Source organism: Pseudomonas sp. AM8 (assembly GCF_036346475.1).
GTDB classification, from domain to species: domain Bacteria; phylum Pseudomonadota; class Gammaproteobacteria; order Pseudomonadales; family Pseudomonadaceae; genus Aquipseudomonas; species Aquipseudomonas marginalis.
The window spans coordinates 193171-210910 of sequence record NZ_JAOTNX010000008.1 but is presented as its reverse complement, the minus strand read 5'-3'; the positions used below and the strand labels follow the sequence as shown (position 1 = coordinate 210910).

Here is a 17740-nt window from a genome sequence, read left to right as displayed (position 1 = left end):
TGCTTGTCCATCGGACTTGATGGCGTCCGCCATTGCAAGAGGATTCAAGTGCAATGATTTCAGGCGTGCAACGACGTTTCGCCAACCTGGGTATGGCGAAAAAACTGGGCTTGGGCTTCACCCTGGTGCTGCTGCTGACGGCGTTGGTCGCGGCTATCGGCGTGTGGTCCCTGCAAACCGTTGGCCAGCGTTTTGAAGGCCTCAAGGCCATGTCGTCGCTCAACAGCGGCTTGCTCAAGGTGCGCCTGATCGAACAGGACTACGCGCTGCACGCCGACCCCAAGGCCGTCGACGCCTTGCATGAAAGTCTCGATGCCCTGGCGGCCCAGGCGGCCGGCCTCAAGGCCCGGTCTGCGGCGAATGTGCCGGTGATGGCCGAGGTCGAGCAGGCTCTGGCAGCCTACCGGAAGGCGTTCGATGAGTTCGTCGAGCTGACGCAGACCAAGGATCTGGCGCTGGAAATGGCCAGTTGGTCGGTGTCCAGCGTGGCGAATAACCTGGATGTATTGCAGGCCGGGCTGGCGGACGACGGCGCCTATGGCCTCAAGGAAAGCCAAGGTAAGGAGGGGGCCGAGTTTATCGAGCAGGCAGGCCAGATCAGTCAGGTTTCCCGCTTGATGTTGCAGGCCATGAACGAAGCCCATGTGCGCCTGGACCAGAGCCGCAAGGCGGATGCTGACGACGCCGAGCAAGGCAAGATCGAGCAGGCCGACCAGGCCCTGGCCCAGGTCGAGCAATTGAAAACGTCGGTCAAGGACCCTGGTTATCAGACGGTGCTCAACGAAGTTTCCGGGCATATCGCCGCCTTCAGCGAAAAGCTGGGGGAATACACCGGCCTGCTGGCCCAGGAAAAAGTCGTCTACAAACAACTGCATGATCGAGCTGACCAAGTCGTCAGCCGGGTCAACCAGGCCTATGACGCTGAAGACCTGTCGATGCAGGCGCAACTGAAGAAAAGCGCGATGTTGATCATTGGCTCGTCGGCCCTGGCCTTGCTGGTGGGGTTGATTGCGGCCTGGGTGATTACCCGCTTGATTGTCGCGCCGCTGCGCAGTGTGATCGCGGTAGCCCGACAGATTGCCGCCGGGGATCTGAGCGGGCGCATGGAGGTCAGCCGCCGTGATGAAATCGGCCAGTTGATGCAGGCGATGCAACAGATGGGCGGCGGCCTTAGCCAGATGGTCAGCGGCCTGCAGGCCGGTATCGAACAATTGGCCAGCTCGGCGCAGTCGCTGTCCAGCGTGACCGAGCAGACCAATGTCGAGGTCAGCAGCCAGAAGGAAGAAACCGAGCAGGTCGCTACCGCGATGAACCAGATGACCGCCACCGTGCACGATGTGGCACGCAACGCCGAGCAGGCCGCACAAGCCGCGCAGACGGCGGATGAAAAAGTCGACAGCGGCCAGCAGGTGGTGCGCCAGAGTTTGCAGCGTATCGAATTGTTGGCCACGTCCAGTACACGCGCGAGCACCAGCATCGAGAGCCTCAGTGCCGAAATTCAGAATATCGGCACCGTGCTGAGCGTGATCAAAAGCGTCGCCGAACAGACCAACCTGCTGGCCCTGAACGCAGCCATCGAAGCCGCCCGCGCAGGCGAACAGGGCCGGGGTTTTGCGGTGGTGGCCGATGAAGTACGGGCACTGGCCAAGCGCACCCAGCAGTCGACCGAAGAAATCGAGCGGCTGGTCAGTACCTTGCGCAGCGCGGCGCAATCATCGGTGCAGCAGATCCAGCAAAGTGGCGAACTGGTCAAGCTGGCGGTCAGCGATGCGCTGGAAACCGAAAGTGCCCTGGGCAGCATTGCGGTAGCGGTGTCGTTGATCCAGCAGATGAACCAGCAGATTGCCGCTGCGGCTGAGGAGCAGAGCTCGGTGGCCGAAGAGATCAACCGTAGTGTCACCAGTATTCGTGCGAGTGCCGATCAATCGGCGTTGAGCATGCAGGGCAATGCGGCGTCGAGCATCCAGCTGGCGCAGTTGGGGGCGGAGCTCAAGGGGATGGTGGGGCACTTCCGCCTTTGATCGCCGCCCCGAGGCGGCGATCAAAAGGGAGGGCGATCAGGCGTGGTTGGCGAGGAAGGTCAGCAGCGCTTCGTTGACGAAATCCGGGTTCTCCCGGCTGGAGATATGCCCGGCGTCTGGAATCAGGATCAGGGCACAGCCAATCAGTTCGGCCATTTCCTCGGATTCGGCGGGTGGCCGAGGCTTGTCCTGTTCGCCACACATCACCAAGGTGGTATCGGCGTCCAGCCGCGGTAGTTGCTCCAGTACATCTTCGCGGCTGAAGATCAATCGACCCAGGGGGACGATGCTGTGCAGCAGGCGTTCCCGGGGAAAGTCCTGCAGTGACTTGCGAAAATCCTGGTAGAGCGCCGATTCGCGGTCGATGTCGGGGCGAAAGAAGATCGGCGCGATCACATCCAGCAACGGCTCAGGAATGGCGCCGGCATCTTCAATCATCTTGAACAACGAGAAGTAATACTGGCGCGTGGCCTCTGGCTCGGCACCGAGGTAGGTGTCCATCAGCACCAGGCTGTTGATCCGCTCGGGGGCCTGCAATGCCAGGCGTGCGCCCCACATGCCGCCCACCGACAGGCCTGCCAGGTTGATCTGTGCGATCTCCAAATGGTCAAGCAGGGCCAGGACCTGGCGCGCAAGGTCGTCGAGGGTGTGGGTGGGGGCGGGGAGTTGGCCCGATTCGCCGTGGCCCCACAGTTCGGGCACGATGACCCGGTACTGTTGTGACAGGGCTTCGATCTGCGGGGCCCACATGTCGCGGTCCCACAGGTAGCTTGAGCCGAGCAGGACGACAGGGCCGGTGCCCTGGTCGACGTAATGCAGCGGTTGTCCATCAATGACGGCGATAGGCATAGCGGGCCTCTGACTTCACGGAGTGAGGGGCACTTTTTTACGCTAGTCGGGGGCGGGGCGATAGATGCAAATTGATGGCATGTTGGGGCGAGCGGGCAGCCCGCTCACCCCAGGGGAGTGGGCAGATCAGTCGTAGATGACTTTCTTTTTCCACTCGGCATCGGCGTCGACTTCTTTCATGCCTTCGGTCAATTCGTTGACTTCCTCCGCCGCCTGTTTGCTGTTAGCCAGCACGGTCGAGTTGGCGCGGGCCAGTTGACCTTCCAGCAATTGCAGCTGTGCACTGTAGAGCACCGGTTCAGGCTGCTTGCGCAGGTACTGCACGCCACGCTCGAAGGCCAGGCGCGCCTGGCCAGGCTGGCCCTGCTGCAAGGCGTGCTGGCCGAGGTTGTTGAAGAACTCTATGTGCAACAGCACCAGGATATGACGGATTTCCTTGATCCAGTGCTTGGCTTCGTTGGTCGGCAGGAACCCGTCCTGGGCGGCGCGGGTGACCTGGCCATGCAGGGCTTCCAGCAGGAAGCGCACGTCCTTGGCCTTGGCTTCGGTCTGGATCGGCGCCGGCGGGTTGTTCACCGGGATGGACTCGCCCTGGGCCACCAGCGTGTTCAGCTCGGTGATACGGGCCTTGAGCGGTGCACTGGTCTTGTTGAGGTTCAACAGGCGCTGATTGACGTTGAGCTCCAGGCGGGCCAATAACAGCTTGAGCGCCGGGGTCATCAGTTGGCCAGGGAAGGTCTCGGTGATCTCACCGCAACGGCGCAGGCGATCATTAAGCTCGATCTCGGTGCGCTTCTTTTCCAGCTTGTTGTTTTCCACCACGTGGTTCATGTAGCCAATGGCGATCAGTATTACGATCCCGGCAATTACCAGCAGGGTGATCATGAGTGGTGTCACCGGTGTGACCTCTTTGATAGGGTTTACAGTGGAGTGTAGTGACTGGGCTTGTCGACGGATAGGACTGATCGACCAGTTACCCAGGTAGTTCTTCTATATAAGTAGCCGCTCCCTGCGTAGATGCACATTGCCATCACTTGCTGGAACGAACTATAGCGCCTTGTCGGACGCCAGAATATAGGCGTCAAGGCCTGGACGGGCAGAATGCCCCGCGCGGGCCGGTAAACACGGGCGAAGTCATTGATTTAAATAAATTTATCCTTGGGGGTTGACGACCTTTCAATCCATCCATAGAATGCGCGCCACTTACAGCGTAAAGCACACAGCGAAACGCGGTAGGGAGTGAATGTTGTACGTGTGTCCCCTTCGTCTAGTGGCCTAGGACACCGCCCTTTCACGGCGGTAACAGGGGTTCGAGTCCCCTAGGGGACGCCATATGCGGGAATAGCTCAGTTGGTAGAGCACGACCTTGCCAAGGTCGGGGTCGCGAGTTCGAGTCTCGTTTCCCGCTCCAATTTACAAGCAGTGTGGCTTTCGGGCGGCACTGAGTGAAACCAGGACCAAGTCTTCGGACGAGGCCTCTGGGCACTGAAATACACACCATGTGTTTCAGTAGCGTGTCCCCTTCGTCTAGTGGCCTAGGACACCGCCCTTTCACGGCGGTAACAGGGGTTCGAGTCCCCTAGGGGACGCCATTTGCGGGAATAGCTCAGTTGGTAGAGCACGACCTTGCCAAGGTCGGGGTCGCGAGTTCGAGTCTCGTTTCCCGCTCCAAATATTGATCTACAGACTTCCACTGGCATCTGTAGGTCGTTGAAAAGAGGAGCTTCGGCTCCTTTTTTCATTCCAGCAAAAGCCACGGTAATCCACCGACAGCCAGCATTTTTGAGGCCAAAATTGAGGCCAAAGAATGCGGGTGGTACCGGTGCAGGATTGTTGCTGGGGTTGGATCGGGATGACTAGCAGCATCGAGCCTAAGTCTCATGACTTAGGAGTTTGATGATGGCACTCTCTGATCTGACCGTGCGGCAAGCCAAGGCTGCCGAGAAAACCTACAGCATTCCCGACACCGACGGCCTCGGCTTGGTGGTCACCCCCACAGGCGGTAAATCGTGGCATCTGCGCTACTACTGGCTCGGCAAGCAGAAGCGCATCTCCCTGGGTAACTACCCCGAGGTCGGACTGCGCGAAGCACGCGCGTTGCGTGATGAAGCCCGGGCGCTCGTGGCGAAGGGCATCAATCCCCATACCGACCGCAAACAGAAGCGGCACGCCGTCAAGCTGGCCTCGGACTACACGTTCAAGGCTGTCTTCGATGCCTGGGTCGAGCATCGCGCGAAGGAACTTAAGGAAGGCAGAAACAGCACGCTGTCGCAGATCCAGCGAATCTTCGGGAAGGATGTGCTGCCCAGCCTTGAGAAGATGTCGATCTACTATATTCGTCGGCCTCAACTCCTGGGCGTCCTGGCGCGGATCGAGCGACGCAAGGCTTTCACCACAGCCGAGAAGGTCCGCACCTGGCTGGGCCAGTTGTTCCGCTACGCCCTGGTCATTGTCGAGGGCATGGAGGCCAATCCGGCCACAGACCTCGACGTGGTGGCCGAACCCAAGCCACCGGTGAACCACAACCCCTACTTGCGTCTGCCTGAACTGCCCGATTTCCTCCAGAAGCTCAGGCTCTACAACCCGCGTGGCTGGCAAACGCAGCTCGGCATTCGCCTGTTGTTCCTGACCGGGGTGCGTACCGGCGAACTGCGGCTAGCGACTCCGGATCAGTTCGACCTCGAGCGCAGTCTTTGGATTATTCCGCCGCATATCGTCAAGCAGCTTCAGGACGAGATGCGCAAGGCGGGCAAGCGCCCGCAGGACATACCGTCTTACATCGTGCCCCTGTCTGTCCAGGCCATCGAAATCGTGCACTACCTCCTGCGTGTAATGCGGCCTGCCCAGAAGCACCTGCTGGCGCACCGCAGCGAACTCAAGAAGCGCATCAGTGAGAACACGCTCAACGCTGCTTTGAAACGAATGGGCTACGAGGACCAACTGACCGGCCATGGCATCCGGGGAACGATCTCGACGGCACTCAACGAGATCGGTTATCCCAAGATTTGGGTGGACGCGCAGCTTTCGCACTCCGATCCGAACAAGGTGAGTTCGGCCTACAACCACGCCAAGTATGTCGAGCCGCGCCGCCGGATGATGCAGGATTGGGCCGACCGTCTCGACCTGCTTGAACAGGGCAAAGTGGAAGCTGCCAGTGCGCATCTCACCATCCATATCGAAGGGGTGCCAGCGATGGCGGAAGAGCCGACGGCCATCGCCGCTGCTTCCGCTAAAGCCGCCATGTCGTCCACGCCGATCGTTGTGGCGCCAAGTACTGAGGGCGCCACCTTCCAGCGGCTGTCGCAGGTGCCTCCGCCCCCCACTCGGACGCCGGAACCGGAAGTGTCTGCAATCCAGCGCGAGCGCGAGGAAATGCTGGCTATGTACGAGTCGCCTAGTTGCCTGCCGGTGCCGCTGTTCGGCAAGCTGGCCGGTAAGTCCAAGGACCAGATCAACCGCGAGCTGAAGGCAGGCAAGCTGCTTTCCATCAGTCTCGGTAATCGGGGGCAGCGTGTTCCTGATTGGCAACTGGTGCCACTCAAGCACAAACTGGCCCAGGTACTCATGAATCAGTGTCCAGGAGCGGACTCGTGGGACCTGTATCGAATGCTGACCCGACCGCACCCAGATCTCGGTGAGCGCGCAGCGATCGATGTAGTCACGCCGACCAATGTGGTCGCGATCGTTCGGACCATCATGGACGACCAACATCATCCAACTGCCTACGAGACCGTCTCACCGCGGGCTATCTCCAAGAGCGTGCGGCAGAGCATTCGCCAGAAGATGGATGGCTAGGCGGTGTTTGAAGGTGTTTGAATGCCAACACTGCGGCCCGTTGACCGGAGCGGGGCTGCCCCGGTCAACAGGTATCGGAGGCTGCTCCAGCGCTGGCGACCTGCAGCGCTCTGCGCTCGAACTGCTCAGCAGCCGAGTGGCTTGCCCGCGAGGACGCAGCAGATGCGTCACGATCTCGTAGCTGCCGTCGGACAACCAACGCATGTTGATCCCCAATACATTCGCTTGCTGAACGCGGGATTGCGCGCATAGCAAACTTCACGCTTTCCTCCTTGTAAGATTATTTTCCCCTGCTTCAGACCGCTGTGCCCTCTGATTTCAAGATCGTGAGAGAGCATGGGTCGAAGTACGTTTCTTCCTAAATTAGTCCGAACGGTTGCCTGGCGCAAAGCTCGATTCTGCACGGTCGGACGTGAGTTAAAACGTTATGGACCATGACTCTGCGTTCATAGGAATTGATGTTTACAAAAACAAGCTCGACTCATTCGTCAGCACTACTGGTCAAGTCGAACAGTTTTTCAATACTCAAGAAGATATCCAGCGTTGAGCTAAACATCTCAAGGCTAATGAGCCAGTTTTGTGGTGCTGGAAGCGACTGGTGGATATGAGCTGCTTGCCGCTGCTAGCTTTGCGCTGCTGGACTGCCAGTCGTTGTCGTGAATCTCCGGCACGTGTGTGATTTCGCTAAGGCTACCGGTCGGCTGGCTAAAACCGATGCCTTGGATGCCCAGGTGATTGCGGACTTTGCTCAGGCCGTCAAACCCGAGATTCGGGAGATGCCAGATGAACATCCTCGTGAACTGGCGAATCTACTGACTCGACGCCGTCAGCTCATCGATATGATCGTGGCTGAAGAGTCTCGACTGAAACAGGCGGTATTCAAGGCACTTCGACGGGACATCAAGGCACATATCGTCTGGCTTCAAAAGCGCCTTAAAAGCACAAACGATGACTTGCACGAAGCGATCAAAGCATCGCCGGCATGGAAGGGCAATTATGATTTGCTGCGGGAGGTTTCTGGTGTTGGCAACGTGCTCGCACTTTCGCTGCTGACGATGGTTCCGGAACTAGGCAAGTGGCTGCATTGGGTGGTATGGCCCCTTTAACTGCGATAGCAGCCTCTACAAAGGACGGAGATGGATATGTGGTGGTCGAGCTGAGGTGCGAAGTGTCCTTTATATGGCTGCCTTGTCCTCGAAGAGCCATAACCCGGTGATCGAGAGGTTCTATAATCATCTGCTTGCTGCAGGGAAGACGAAGAAAGTAGCGCTGGTGGCATACATGAAAAAGTTGCTGACGATCCTGAATGCTTTGGTGCACTATCAAAAAGCATTCGCTGAAATGGCTTGAATTTCGACACGGTTGCTCTCTCCCATCACACCAGAAATGCTCGCCGCCGGCGAACTGCGCCGCAGTACCTTGTAGCTGCTCTGTGAACTCCAACCGTTGCGCCACCTAGCCATCGAACAGCCCTCACTGTGATTGCTACGAAGTCAGGTGAATGCCATAACGATCCTGTCATTCGAATGAAATACACCCCAGCCTAAGATCCCGATACGAGGCTGCCTACGCACGCCTCCTGCTTGACGCGAAAGTCTTGATTTCTACGTGAATGTGGCGCCGTTGATTTCCTGCGCCGGCCTTTGAGATTTACTCCGGGCCGATTTTCAAGGATCGATATCTACGCGCGTAGATAGCAGTAGAAAAAGAGATCTCGTGGGTATCGACACTGACGCATCCCCAAAATGGTCCCTTGTGGGCCGTCCTTGTATCAGGAGTTTTTTTATGTTTACAGTTGCAAGTGCTGCTAAACCCGATACGCCTTTCGCATGGGGCGTAGCGGATGAAAGCTTGATAACCCCGCAAGGACGTAGAGAGCTGTATCGCGCCACGCTCGCCTGTTGGCTTGGCACGGCAATGGAGTATGCGGACTTCGCCCTTTATGGCCTGGCGGCGGGCCTTATCTTCGGCGATGTGTTTTTCCCCAATGTGTCACCTGCCATGGCGTTGCTCTCCACCTTCGCAACCTGGTCGGTGGGGTTTGTGGCGCGGCCGATTGGCGCTCTGTTCTTCGGGTGGCTGGGTGATCGCAAGGGCCGCAAGGTGGTCATGGTCTCCACCGTCGTGTTGATGGGCGCTTCCACCACGTTGATCGGCTTGATTCCCAGCTATGCATCGATCGGTATCTGGGCGCCGGCATGCCTGGTGCTGCTGCGCTTTACCCAGGGTTTCGGTGCAGGCGCCGAATTGGCCGCAGGTACGGTGATGCTGGGCGAGTTCGCGCCCGCCAAACACCGGGGCCTGGTGTCCTCGGTGATTGCCCTGGGCTCCAACAGCGGAACCTTGCTGGCTTCACTGGTTTGGCTTGCCGTGGTGCAAATGGATCAACAGCAATTGCAGGAGTGGGGATGGCGCATTCCGTTTCTGTGCAGTTCTCTGATTGCCGTGGCCGCCCTTTGGCTGCGTCGCAACCTGCGGGAAACGCCGGTGTTCGAGCTTCGAAAGGCACAATTGCAAGCGCAGCGCGATAACGCTCTCACTGCCCCTGTACAGCCAATTGGTTTCTGGAAAGGCAGCCGGGCATTTCTGACCATGGTCGGTTTGCGCATTGGAGAGAACGGCCCTTCTTACCTGGCCCAGGGTTTTATCGTCGGCTACGTGGTGAAGGTACTTGCGGTGGATAAATCTGTCGCAACCCAGTCCGTTTTGATCGCGTCGATCCTCGGCTTTTTGATCATCCCCTTGGCGGGCTGGCTGTCTGACCGGTTTGGTCGACGCATCGTGTACCGCTGTTTCTGCCTGCTGCTGATGCTCTACGCCTTCCCGGCGTTCATGCTGCTGGATTCACGCGACCCGGCCATTGTCATGGCCACTATCGTGGTCGGCATGGGCCTCGCTTCCCTCGGTATTTTCGGCGTACAGGCGGCCTGGAGCGTTGAGATATTCGGCGTGAAAAACCGCTACACCAAGCTGGCCCTGGCCAAGGAGCTGGGCTCGATCCTCTCCGGCGGTACCGCGCCTCTGGTGGCTGCCGCGCTGCTGACCTGGACCGGCCACTGGTGGGCGATTGCCGGGTACTTTGTCGCCATGGCCGGGATTGGTTTCGTGACGACCTTTGTCGCTCCGGAAACCCGTGGGCGCGACCTCAACGCGCTGGCAGATGCTATCTAGTTTCATCCCCCTGAAAAACCACTGACGCCTCGCAGAAAGGCGCAAACCCGCACGACGGTTCAATCACCGGTCGGGCGAAGCCATGCCTGTAAATCGGCAATCCATAGGAGCATTGACATGAAACGGTCCACCCTCGCACTGGCAGTAACTACCAGTATCCTTGCGCAACAAGCACTGGCCGCAGGCTTTATCGACGACAGTACGGCGTCGGTCAACGCGCGCACTTTTTACCTTCGCAGTGATAACCCGAACACCCCGGGCGTTGATCAGAACGAGCTTACCCAGGGTTTCAAACTCGACTATCTCTCCGGGTTTACCCAAGGCACCGTCGGCTTCGGTCTCGACGTTCAAGCCATGCAGGCATTCAACCTTTCCGGTGGTACCCAACACCCGAATGCCAGCACTTCGAACTCACTAGCACCGGTCGATTCGGACGGCACGCCGGTGGACAGCTGGAGCCGCCTTGGGGCCAACGCCAAGCTTCGCGTGTCCAAGACCGAGTTCCATGCGGGCAGCGCGCTGCAGCCTAACCTGCCGATCCTGGTGGCCAACGATGGCCGGTTACTGCCGCAAACCTTTGAAGGCCTGACGGTAACTTCCAAAGACATCGATAACCTGACGATCAATGCCGGGCAACTCAACCGCTCCACGGGACGTGCCTCGTCCAACTCCACTGGGTTGGCCATTGCCGGTGGCACCCAGGACAGCAACTCATTCATCTATGCCGGCGCCGACTGGAAAATCACTCCCACCACCACCCTGCAGTACTACCGTGCCGACCTGAAGGACTATTACACCCAGGATTTCCTTGGCCTGTTGAACATCACGCCGCTGGGTAAAAACTCACGTTTTAAAACCGACCTGCGCTACTTCAATAGCAAATCCCAGGGTAAAAACGGCACCGCCGGTTATCTCTTCAACAATAACGGCGGATATGCCAGCGATCCGGGCAAAGTGGATAACACCACCTGGAGTGCGGCGTTCACCTATTACCTGGGCGGCCACGCCTTCATGCTCGGCCACCAGCAGGTGTCTGACTCGGGCGGCACCGTGTACTTGAACCAAGGCAACGTAATGGGCGGGGCCGGCAACAGCGAAGGCAACGGCGGTGCCAGCGTCTACCTGATTACTGACGTGATGGACAACTCGTTCATCCGCGCCGGCGAAAACACCAACTTTGCCCAGTACTCCTACGATTTCGCCGCGCTGGGCGTGCCCGGCCTCTCGGCCTCGGCGCTGTACCTACATGGCGACAACATTCGCTCGGTCGACGGCGCCAGCCGCTACTCGGAGTGGGAGCGTGATATGCGCATCGACTACGTGGTGCCGAGCGGCCCGTTGAAAGGGTTTGGGACCTCGTTGCGCGAAGGCAGTTTCCGTAGCGGCATTCCCAACGTGGGGGCGGTGGACCAGGCGCGTGTGATCTTCAGCTATACCTACGCGATCTTCTGATTCTGAAGGGGGCTGCGGGTGACTAAACGGAGTCGTACAAAGTCATCAAACTGAAATAAACTAGCGGTGATAATGCTGCCCATCTCATCCCTCTTCTTGCCGTAAACATCTACGCGGATAGATCCTTTACCGAGTACCGCCCGCGTGTCCATCGACTCACAGGAAATAGCAGGTCGCTTTGACAAAACAGTATCCCACTCGGGCCACACGCGATGATGTGGCCCGCGAAGCAGGAACCTCGGTCGCGGTCGTCAGCTATGTGATCAACGACGGTCCAAGGCCCGTCGCCAAGGCGACGCGCCAGCGTGTGCTGGATGCCATAAAACAGACCGGTTACCGGCCCAATGGCGTCGCTCAGGCATTGGCCTCGGGCAAAACCCGCACCTATGGGCTGATTGTGCCGAATATCTCCAATACCTTCATCGCCTCCTTCGCCCATGCGCTGCAACAGGAGGCGCTGGACAACGGTCTGGTAATCCTGCTGGGCGACTCCGGTGACTGCCGCAAGCGTGAACTGAACCTGATCAACAACCTGTTGAGCCAGAGGGTTGATGGCCTGTTCTACACCAGCGTCGACCGCCACCCGCATATCGAGCTGATCCAGGCCAGCGGCACGCCTTTTGTGATGCTCGACCGGGTCAACCCCAGCTTGGCCGTCAATATGCTGCGTGTCGACGAGCGCGGCGCTGCATGTCAGGTCACCGCGCATTTGCTGAGCCATGATTACCGCGAGGTAGGCATCATTTGTGGTCCCCTGGAAATGCTAAACGCCCAGGACCGTTTGAACGGCTGGCGTGACGCGCTGGCGGACTACGGAATTGAGGAGCGCGCAGAATGGATCTTGTCCGACAGCTATACGCGACAAGGCGGGTATGACGCGACACAGCGCATGTTGGCCGCTGGCCCTCCGCCCCGCGCGCTGTTTTGCTCCAACGAAGCGCAAGCCATCGGCTGTATCCGGGCCCTGTCGGAACACGGCATAAAAGTCCCCGAACAGGTAGCACTGGTGTGCTTTAACGGTACCGAGGAGTCGGCGTTTTATGCCCCGTCACTGACTACCGTTTGCCAGCCCGTGCGGGAGATGGCCAAAGCCGCCATTGCAATGCTGCTGGGTTGGAATGGCGAGGTGAAGATGCGAGAGTTCTCTCACCGTCTGGTGATTGGTGAGTCCTGCGGATGCGGCGCTTTGCAAACACCGCGAGTCTAAAAAAAGAAGGTGAAATGAAACGTTTAATTATTGATTGCGACCCCGGAAACGGGATTGCAGGCGCCAATGTTGACGACGGTCTGGCATTGGCGCTGGCACTGGCTGCACCCGAACTGTCGCTTGAACTGGTCACCACGGTTGCAGGCAACACCCCCAGCACCGTGGGTTACAACGTCGCCAAAGACCTGATGGCCCGAACCGGCCGCTCGCTACCGGTGGTCAGGGGCAGCACCCAGGCACTGCAGGAACCAGGCGGCCCCTGGCGCGATGCACTGGACAACACCGTACACACGCGCCAGCTCGCTCATTTATGGGATGGCGTTCGTACTCCCCTTGATTTCGAGGCCCCGGCCCAGGAAGCGGCTGACGCCATAGGCCAGTTGATTTGCACGAACCCTGGGGAAATCACCCTAGTAGCGATCGGCCCGCTGACCAACGTCGCGCTGGCGATTGAACGCTACCCCGAAATGATCAAGGCAGTCAGGCAGATCGTGATCATGGGCGGTGTTTTCGCCCTGGATGACTTCATCAAGGACACCAACTTCGGCTTCGATCCGGAAGCGGCGGACCGTGTCCTCAGTTGCGGTGCGAATATCACCTTGGTGCCCCTAGATGTCACCACGCAAACCCTGATGACTCACCACGACCTGGACCGTATCCAACAACTCGATACGACCCTCGCCAATTTTATCTGCGAGACGTTCAGGCCCTGGATCGACTATTCAATGGCCACCCGCGGCCTGGCCGGTTGCTGGATCCATGACGCCCTGGTGATTGCCTGGTTGCTGGACCCACGCGTAGCCACCACCACGCACTACTACACGGAGGTAGAACTGCGCGTCGGCCGTACGCGAGGCAAAACCTGGCGCTACAAGCAGCCCCTGCGGTTGGACGTAGCCATCACGCCGCCCACCAGTGGCCTAGTGGACGTATTGCAAAGCGTAGACAACCGATTATTGCTCGAAATCATAGAGAAGTATTTATCGACTAATCCTGGCTCGGCCTCAAAGAACCACCAATGATATCGGAGCCGTGACTCAGTTCAATTTTGGTGTGCGCAGAACTGTGCGCAGCACACTGCGCGTTTTACTCAAGCGCTCACGCTCTCGGCTCTGGCACGATTCTTACCGGGGTCGAGCTGGGTGCAACGAGGTCAAACATGCCACTGGGCTGGACCAAAGTTGTCCCCAGATTTATGTGTTCGCGATCAGTGCTTTTAGATCGTAAAGTGTATCTTTTGGTATGGGAAGGCCAAAACGCTGAGCATCGGCCCGGTTTGCGAAGCGACGTTCACCGGGTAGACGATCCTGACCTACTTGCGTGAGCCGTTTACACAGCAGAGCAATCCGCATCGCGAAGTCAGAGTTAGCTATCAATTTGGGGTCAATGACAATTAGCGGTTGCCCGCTCCCTAGACATGGGGCCCTCAAGGCCATCCCCCAAAATCATTTTCAAATGACAATTGTCCACCCGTCAGGGCTTCGGCCAAAATCTCAACCAAGAAGGCGATTGATGAATCCTTGTAACCACCGAATGTGTTAAGGGCACTGCCGTCCAGGACAGCATGATGATCCGTGGACGCTTTACCATCTCTATCCACTCCTGTCCCTGATGGAAGCATTTGATTGGCAAGAGCATGAAGTCGTACTTCGCCGTTTGCCACTACGCTTGTAACCTGATCAACAACGAAGGGTTCTGAGTTAGCTACTGGGGCGGTAAAGACAATTGGGTTTGTACAATAGACTTTTGTGTGGCCTCCATGAGGAACTACATTTGGCAAACCATTTAAAAAGCTGATAGCTAAAAGGCCCCTACGCGCGAGCGGCTCCACGTCTGGCCAGAGAGCGCTCAAGTAGTGCGAGTTACGTAGTGCCACAATGGAAACACCGGTCATCGCAAGAGCGGTTTCAATTTGTTCTGCAGCTGCCGGCTGCGCGAGCCCATTTCGAGCATCGACGCGGATGAAGGATGGGTTAACCATTATTATGTCGGGTTCACCGTGGCCATTGGGCCATCCCTTTTTTAAAGCCATCTCATAGCCCGGCATGCTGCAAATTCCGTGGCTTAGTGCGCCGTCTTGCTCACATCCGGCACAATTCTTCCGCAAGAATTGCCGCAGAGAATTCAGATACGCCGTTGCTGACAAAAATGTCTTTAAGTAGTGATTCCAGTTCTTTGAAATCTACCTGAACTACAGGTTTTTCGGCTGTCATGATCTAGTCATCAGTTCGTTCAAGGTGTGTTTTTCTATTCATTTCGAGCGCGAGCACTGGGCGAATTTGAAGATAAGAAGCCCGCTTTCACGGGCTTCGTTTCATATCGCTAGTGACCGCTTATAGGCTAGGAAACGCGAATTGAGACGCTTCATGACTGGCACGCTTCGGCCAGCGCTGGGTGATGGCCTTGCGTTTAGTGTAGAACCGAACCCCGTCCGGACCGTACGCGTGTAGATCCCCGAACAACGAGCGCTTCCAACCACCAAAGCTGTGGTAAGCCACAGGCACTGGCAGGGCGACGTTGACTCCAACCATCCCGACCTCGATCTCATCGCAGAACAGCCGCGCGGACTCGCCATCGCGGGTAAAAATACAGGTACCGTTACCGTATTCATGCTCGTTGATCAGACGCATGGCTTCTTCAAGGCTGTTCACACGCACGATGCACAGCACTGGGCCAAAGATTTCTTCTTTATAGATAGTCTGTTCTACGGTGACATTGTCGAACAGGCAGCCTCCAATGAAAAAGCCTTCTTCGTGACCAGGTACTTTGAAGTCCCGACCATCTACCACCAGGTTCGCGCCGGCCTCGACGCCCGCGTTTACGTAACCAATGACCTTATTCATATGCCCTTGAGTAACGAGCGGCCCCATGTCCAAACCACGCTCTGTACCAGCGCCGATTTTCAGTGCCTTGATTTGCGGAGTCAGCTTGGCAATCAGTGCATCGGCTACTTGATCACCTACGCAAACGGCAACGGAAATAGCCATGCAGCGCTCACCGCACGAACCGTAAGCGGCACCCATCAAGGCGCTGACGGCGTTATCGAGGTCCGCGTCAGGCATGACCACAGCGTGGTTTTTCGCCCCACCGAGAGCTTGCACGCGTTTCCCGCGACGGGTGCCCTCGGAATAAATGTATTCAGCGACAGGGGTGGAGCCGACAAAACTCAGTGCTTTGACCTCTGACGCTTCAATCAGCGCGTCAACGGCGACCTTGTCACCGTGCACCACGTTCAATACACCTTTAGGCAGACCGGCCTCGTGAAACAGCTCTGCGATCAGCAATGTCGAACTTGGGTCGCGCTCAGATGGCTTGAGGATGAAGGTGTTGCCGCAAGCGATCGCGAGCGGATACATCCACAGCGGGACCATGGCCGGGAAGTTGAAGGGCGTGATGCCCGCCACTACACCGATGGGTTGAAAATCGGACCAGGCATCAATACTAGGGCCAACGTTACGGCTGAATTCGCCCTTTAGAATTTCAGGCGCAGCGCACGCGTACTCGACGTTCTCGATCCCTCGTTTGAGTTCACCTGCGGCATCTTCCAGCGTCTTGCCATGCTCTTCGCTGATCAAACGAGCAATTTTGCCCTCGTTAGCTTCCAGCAACTGTTTAAAGCGATAAAGAACTTGGGCCCTTTTGGCCGGAGGGGTATTGCGCCAAGCAGGGAACGCTGCTTGAGCAGCATCAATGGCCTGCTGAACGGTCTCAATACTTGCCAGGCCCACCTGGCGAGTAACTTGGCCAGTGGCTGGATTAAATACATCGGCGACACGGCCTTCGGTGTGGACGGCCTGACCGTTGATAAAGTGATGAACGTTACTCATGAGTGATCTCTGTATTCAGGGGAAGGGAAAAAATGGAAATCAATCAAGCCGTCTGCTGAAGCGCATCGCCTACGGCATTAAATAGACGACCAAGCTCTGCCGGTTTGGCGTTAAACGTTGGGCCGAACTGCAGCGTGTCGCCACCAAAGCGTACGTAAAATCCCGCCTTCCAAAGCTTCATGCCGATCTCAAATGGCCGAATAATCGCATCGCCGTCGCGTGGAGCGACCTGAATGGCGCCCGCTAGTCCGCAGTTACGTATGTCAACCACGTGCCGGGTGCCCTTAAGGTCGTGCAAGCTGCGCTCAAAATGAGGTGCAAGATCGGCGGCTTGTTGGACCAACTGTTCGCGTTCCAACAGTTCCAAGGTAGCAAGTGCGGCTGCGCAAGCCACTGGATGGGCCGAGTATGTGTAACCGTGGCCAAACTCCACAGCATAAGGTGGCAAGCTTTGCTGCATGAAAGTGTCGTAGATCTCACTCGGGGCAATCACGGCACCCATTGGAATCGCACCGTTAGTGATCTGCTTCGCCACGTTCATGATGTCCGGGGTGACGCCGAAGTACTCAGCCCCTGTGTTTTTGCCCATGCGGCCAAAGGCCGTGATGACTTCATCGAAGATCAACAAGATGTCGTGCTGAGTGCATATTTCCCGCAGCCGCTGCAGATAACCTTCGGGTGGAACAATTACCCCAGCCGAACCACTCATTGGTTCGACAATAACGGCGGCGATGTTGGAGGCATCATGCAGCTCGATGAGCTTGAGTAATTCATTGGCCAGCTCCACGCCTCCGGTTTGTGCCATTCCCGAGTGAAGGCCATTCCCGGCTGCAATGTATGTGGCAGGTGGTCGACATCCATGAGTTGACCGAACATTTTGCGGTTTCCACCAATGCCTCCCAGGGAAGTACCGGCTACGTTCACGCCGTGGTAACCGCGTGCCCGACCAATCAGCTTGGTCTTGGATGGCATTCCTTTGATTCGCCAGTACGCACGGGCCATCTTTACAGCGGTATCAGCGCACTCAGAACCGGAGCCAGTAAAAAAAACATGGTCTAGCGAATCCGGCGTCAGCGAAGCGATCTTGTCCGAAAGTTTAAAGGACAGTCGATGGCCGTCCTGAAACGCGGGGGAGTAGTCCAAGGTGCCTAGTTGCCGTGAAACAGCTTCTTGAATTTCTGTACGCGAGTGACCGGCCCCGCAAGTCCACAAGCCTGAAAGGCTGTCGTAAATCTTGCGTCCCTCATCGTCCACCAGCCAGCTGCCCTTAGCCGACACAATGATTCGGGGGTCCTGGTGAAAGTTGCGGTTGGCAGAAAATGGCATCCAGTGGCTGCGAAGGTTCAGATCATGGTGCCGAGATTGGACGATAGTGAGTGATTGATTCATCTGAGAAAGGCTCCGGAAAGGATTGAGCG

General features: G+C 57.5%; 13 protein-coding genes, 4 tRNA genes and 2 pseudogenes. 13 read left to right on the top strand and 6 right to left on the bottom strand.

Annotated features, from left to right (window positions below; genetic code table 11):
• Positions 1–53: 53 nt before the first annotated feature.
• Positions 54–1160: pseudogene (locus V3W40_RS34850) on the top strand (HAMP domain-containing protein); the annotation flags it as partial.
• A complete protein-coding gene (locus V3W40_RS34845) occupies positions 1140–2021 on the top strand; it encodes a methyl-accepting chemotaxis protein (protein WP_371914624.1) in 882 nt (293 codons plus the stop codon). The pseudogene V3W40_RS34850 and the gene V3W40_RS34845, both read left to right, overlap by 21 nt.
• A 36-nt stretch (positions 2022–2057) precedes the next feature.
• Here V3W40_RS34845 and V3W40_RS20025 read toward each other — a convergent pair whose 3' ends face one another.
• Positions 2058–2870 (bottom strand): alpha/beta fold hydrolase, encoded by an 813-nt coding sequence (locus tag V3W40_RS20025; RefSeq protein WP_065924515.1) that lies wholly within the window; start codon positions 2868–2870, stop codon positions 2058–2060.
• Between the two features lie 126 nt (positions 2871–2996).
• Entirely contained in the window at positions 2997–3767 is a 771-nt protein-coding gene (locus V3W40_RS20020; RefSeq protein WP_027607090.1) for a hypothetical protein, read from the bottom strand.
• 359 nt (positions 3768–4126) lie between these two features.
• On the opposite strand from V3W40_RS20020, the gene V3W40_RS20015 reads away from it, so the two are divergent.
• The 11 genes from V3W40_RS20015 (at position 4127) to V3W40_RS19965 (ending at position 13517) form a co-directional block, all read left to right on the top strand.
• Positions 4127–4202, top strand: a tRNA-Glu gene (locus V3W40_RS20015).
• 3 nt (positions 4203–4205) lie between these two features.
• Positions 4206–4281: transfer RNA gene (locus V3W40_RS20010), tRNA-Gly, on the top strand.
• Between the two features lie 105 nt (positions 4282–4386).
• Positions 4387–4462 (top strand) — tRNA-Glu (locus tag V3W40_RS20005).
• Between the two features lie 3 nt (positions 4463–4465).
• A tRNA-Gly gene (locus V3W40_RS20000) sits at positions 4466–4541 on the top strand.
• A gap of 228 nt (positions 4542–4769) precedes the next feature.
• Complete coding sequence (locus tag V3W40_RS19995) at positions 4770–6665, top strand: tyrosine-type recombinase/integrase (protein WP_330208393.1); 1896 nt, start codon at positions 4770–4772, stop codon at positions 6663–6665.
• A 671-nt stretch (positions 6666–7336) separates the two neighbouring features.
• The gene (locus V3W40_RS19990; protein ID WP_330208389.1) at positions 7337–7771 is read left to right on the top strand and encodes an IS110 family transposase; all 435 of its coding nucleotides are present in this window, start codon (positions 7337–7339) and stop codon (positions 7769–7771) included.
• Positions 7772–7844: 73 nt separating this feature from the next.
• On the top strand, positions 7845–8015 hold the full coding sequence (locus V3W40_RS19985) for a hypothetical protein (RefSeq protein ID WP_330208388.1): 171 nt from the start codon (positions 7845–7847) through the stop codon (positions 8013–8015).
• A gap of 435 nt (positions 8016–8450) precedes the next feature.
• Entirely contained in the window at positions 8451–9836 is a 1386-nt protein-coding gene (locus V3W40_RS19980) for an MFS transporter (protein ID WP_330208387.1), read from the top strand.
• 117 nt (positions 9837–9953) lie between these two features.
• Positions 9954–11288, top strand: coding sequence for an OprD family outer membrane porin (locus tag V3W40_RS19975; RefSeq protein ID WP_330215541.1), 1335 nt, complete (start codon positions 9954–9956; stop codon positions 11286–11288).
• Between the two features lie 217 nt (positions 11289–11505).
• Positions 11506–12495, top strand: coding sequence for a LacI family DNA-binding transcriptional regulator (locus tag V3W40_RS19970; protein ID WP_330208385.1), 990 nt, complete (start codon positions 11506–11508; stop codon positions 12493–12495).
• 14 nt (positions 12496–12509) lie between these two features.
• Positions 12510–13517, top strand: a complete 1008-nt coding sequence (locus V3W40_RS19965; RefSeq protein ID WP_330208384.1) for a nucleoside hydrolase — start codon at positions 12510–12512, stop codon at positions 13515–13517.
• Between the two features lie 404 nt (positions 13518–13921).
• On the opposite strand, the gene V3W40_RS19960 is transcribed toward V3W40_RS19965, so the two are convergent.
• The 4 genes and pseudogenes from V3W40_RS19960 to V3W40_RS19945 all read right to left on the bottom strand — a co-directional run bounded on the left by V3W40_RS19960 (position 13922) and on the right by V3W40_RS19945 (position 17711).
• Positions 13922–14542: an Ldh family oxidoreductase gene (locus V3W40_RS19960; RefSeq protein WP_330215540.1), complete on the bottom strand. Its 621-nt coding sequence runs from the start codon at positions 14540–14542 to the stop codon at positions 13922–13924.
• A gap of 34 nt (positions 14543–14576) precedes the next feature.
• Positions 14577–14708: a hypothetical protein gene (locus V3W40_RS19955; RefSeq protein WP_330208382.1), complete on the bottom strand. Its 132-nt coding sequence runs from the start codon at positions 14706–14708 to the stop codon at positions 14577–14579.
• A gap of 120 nt (positions 14709–14828) precedes the next feature.
• Positions 14829–16322, bottom strand: coding sequence for a CoA-acylating methylmalonate-semialdehyde dehydrogenase (locus tag V3W40_RS19950; RefSeq protein WP_330208381.1), 1494 nt, complete (start codon positions 16320–16322; stop codon positions 14829–14831).
• 43 nt (positions 16323–16365) lie between these two features.
• A pseudogene (locus tag V3W40_RS19945) lies at positions 16366–17711 on the bottom strand (aspartate aminotransferase family protein).
• Positions 17712–17740: the final 29 nt, after the last annotated feature.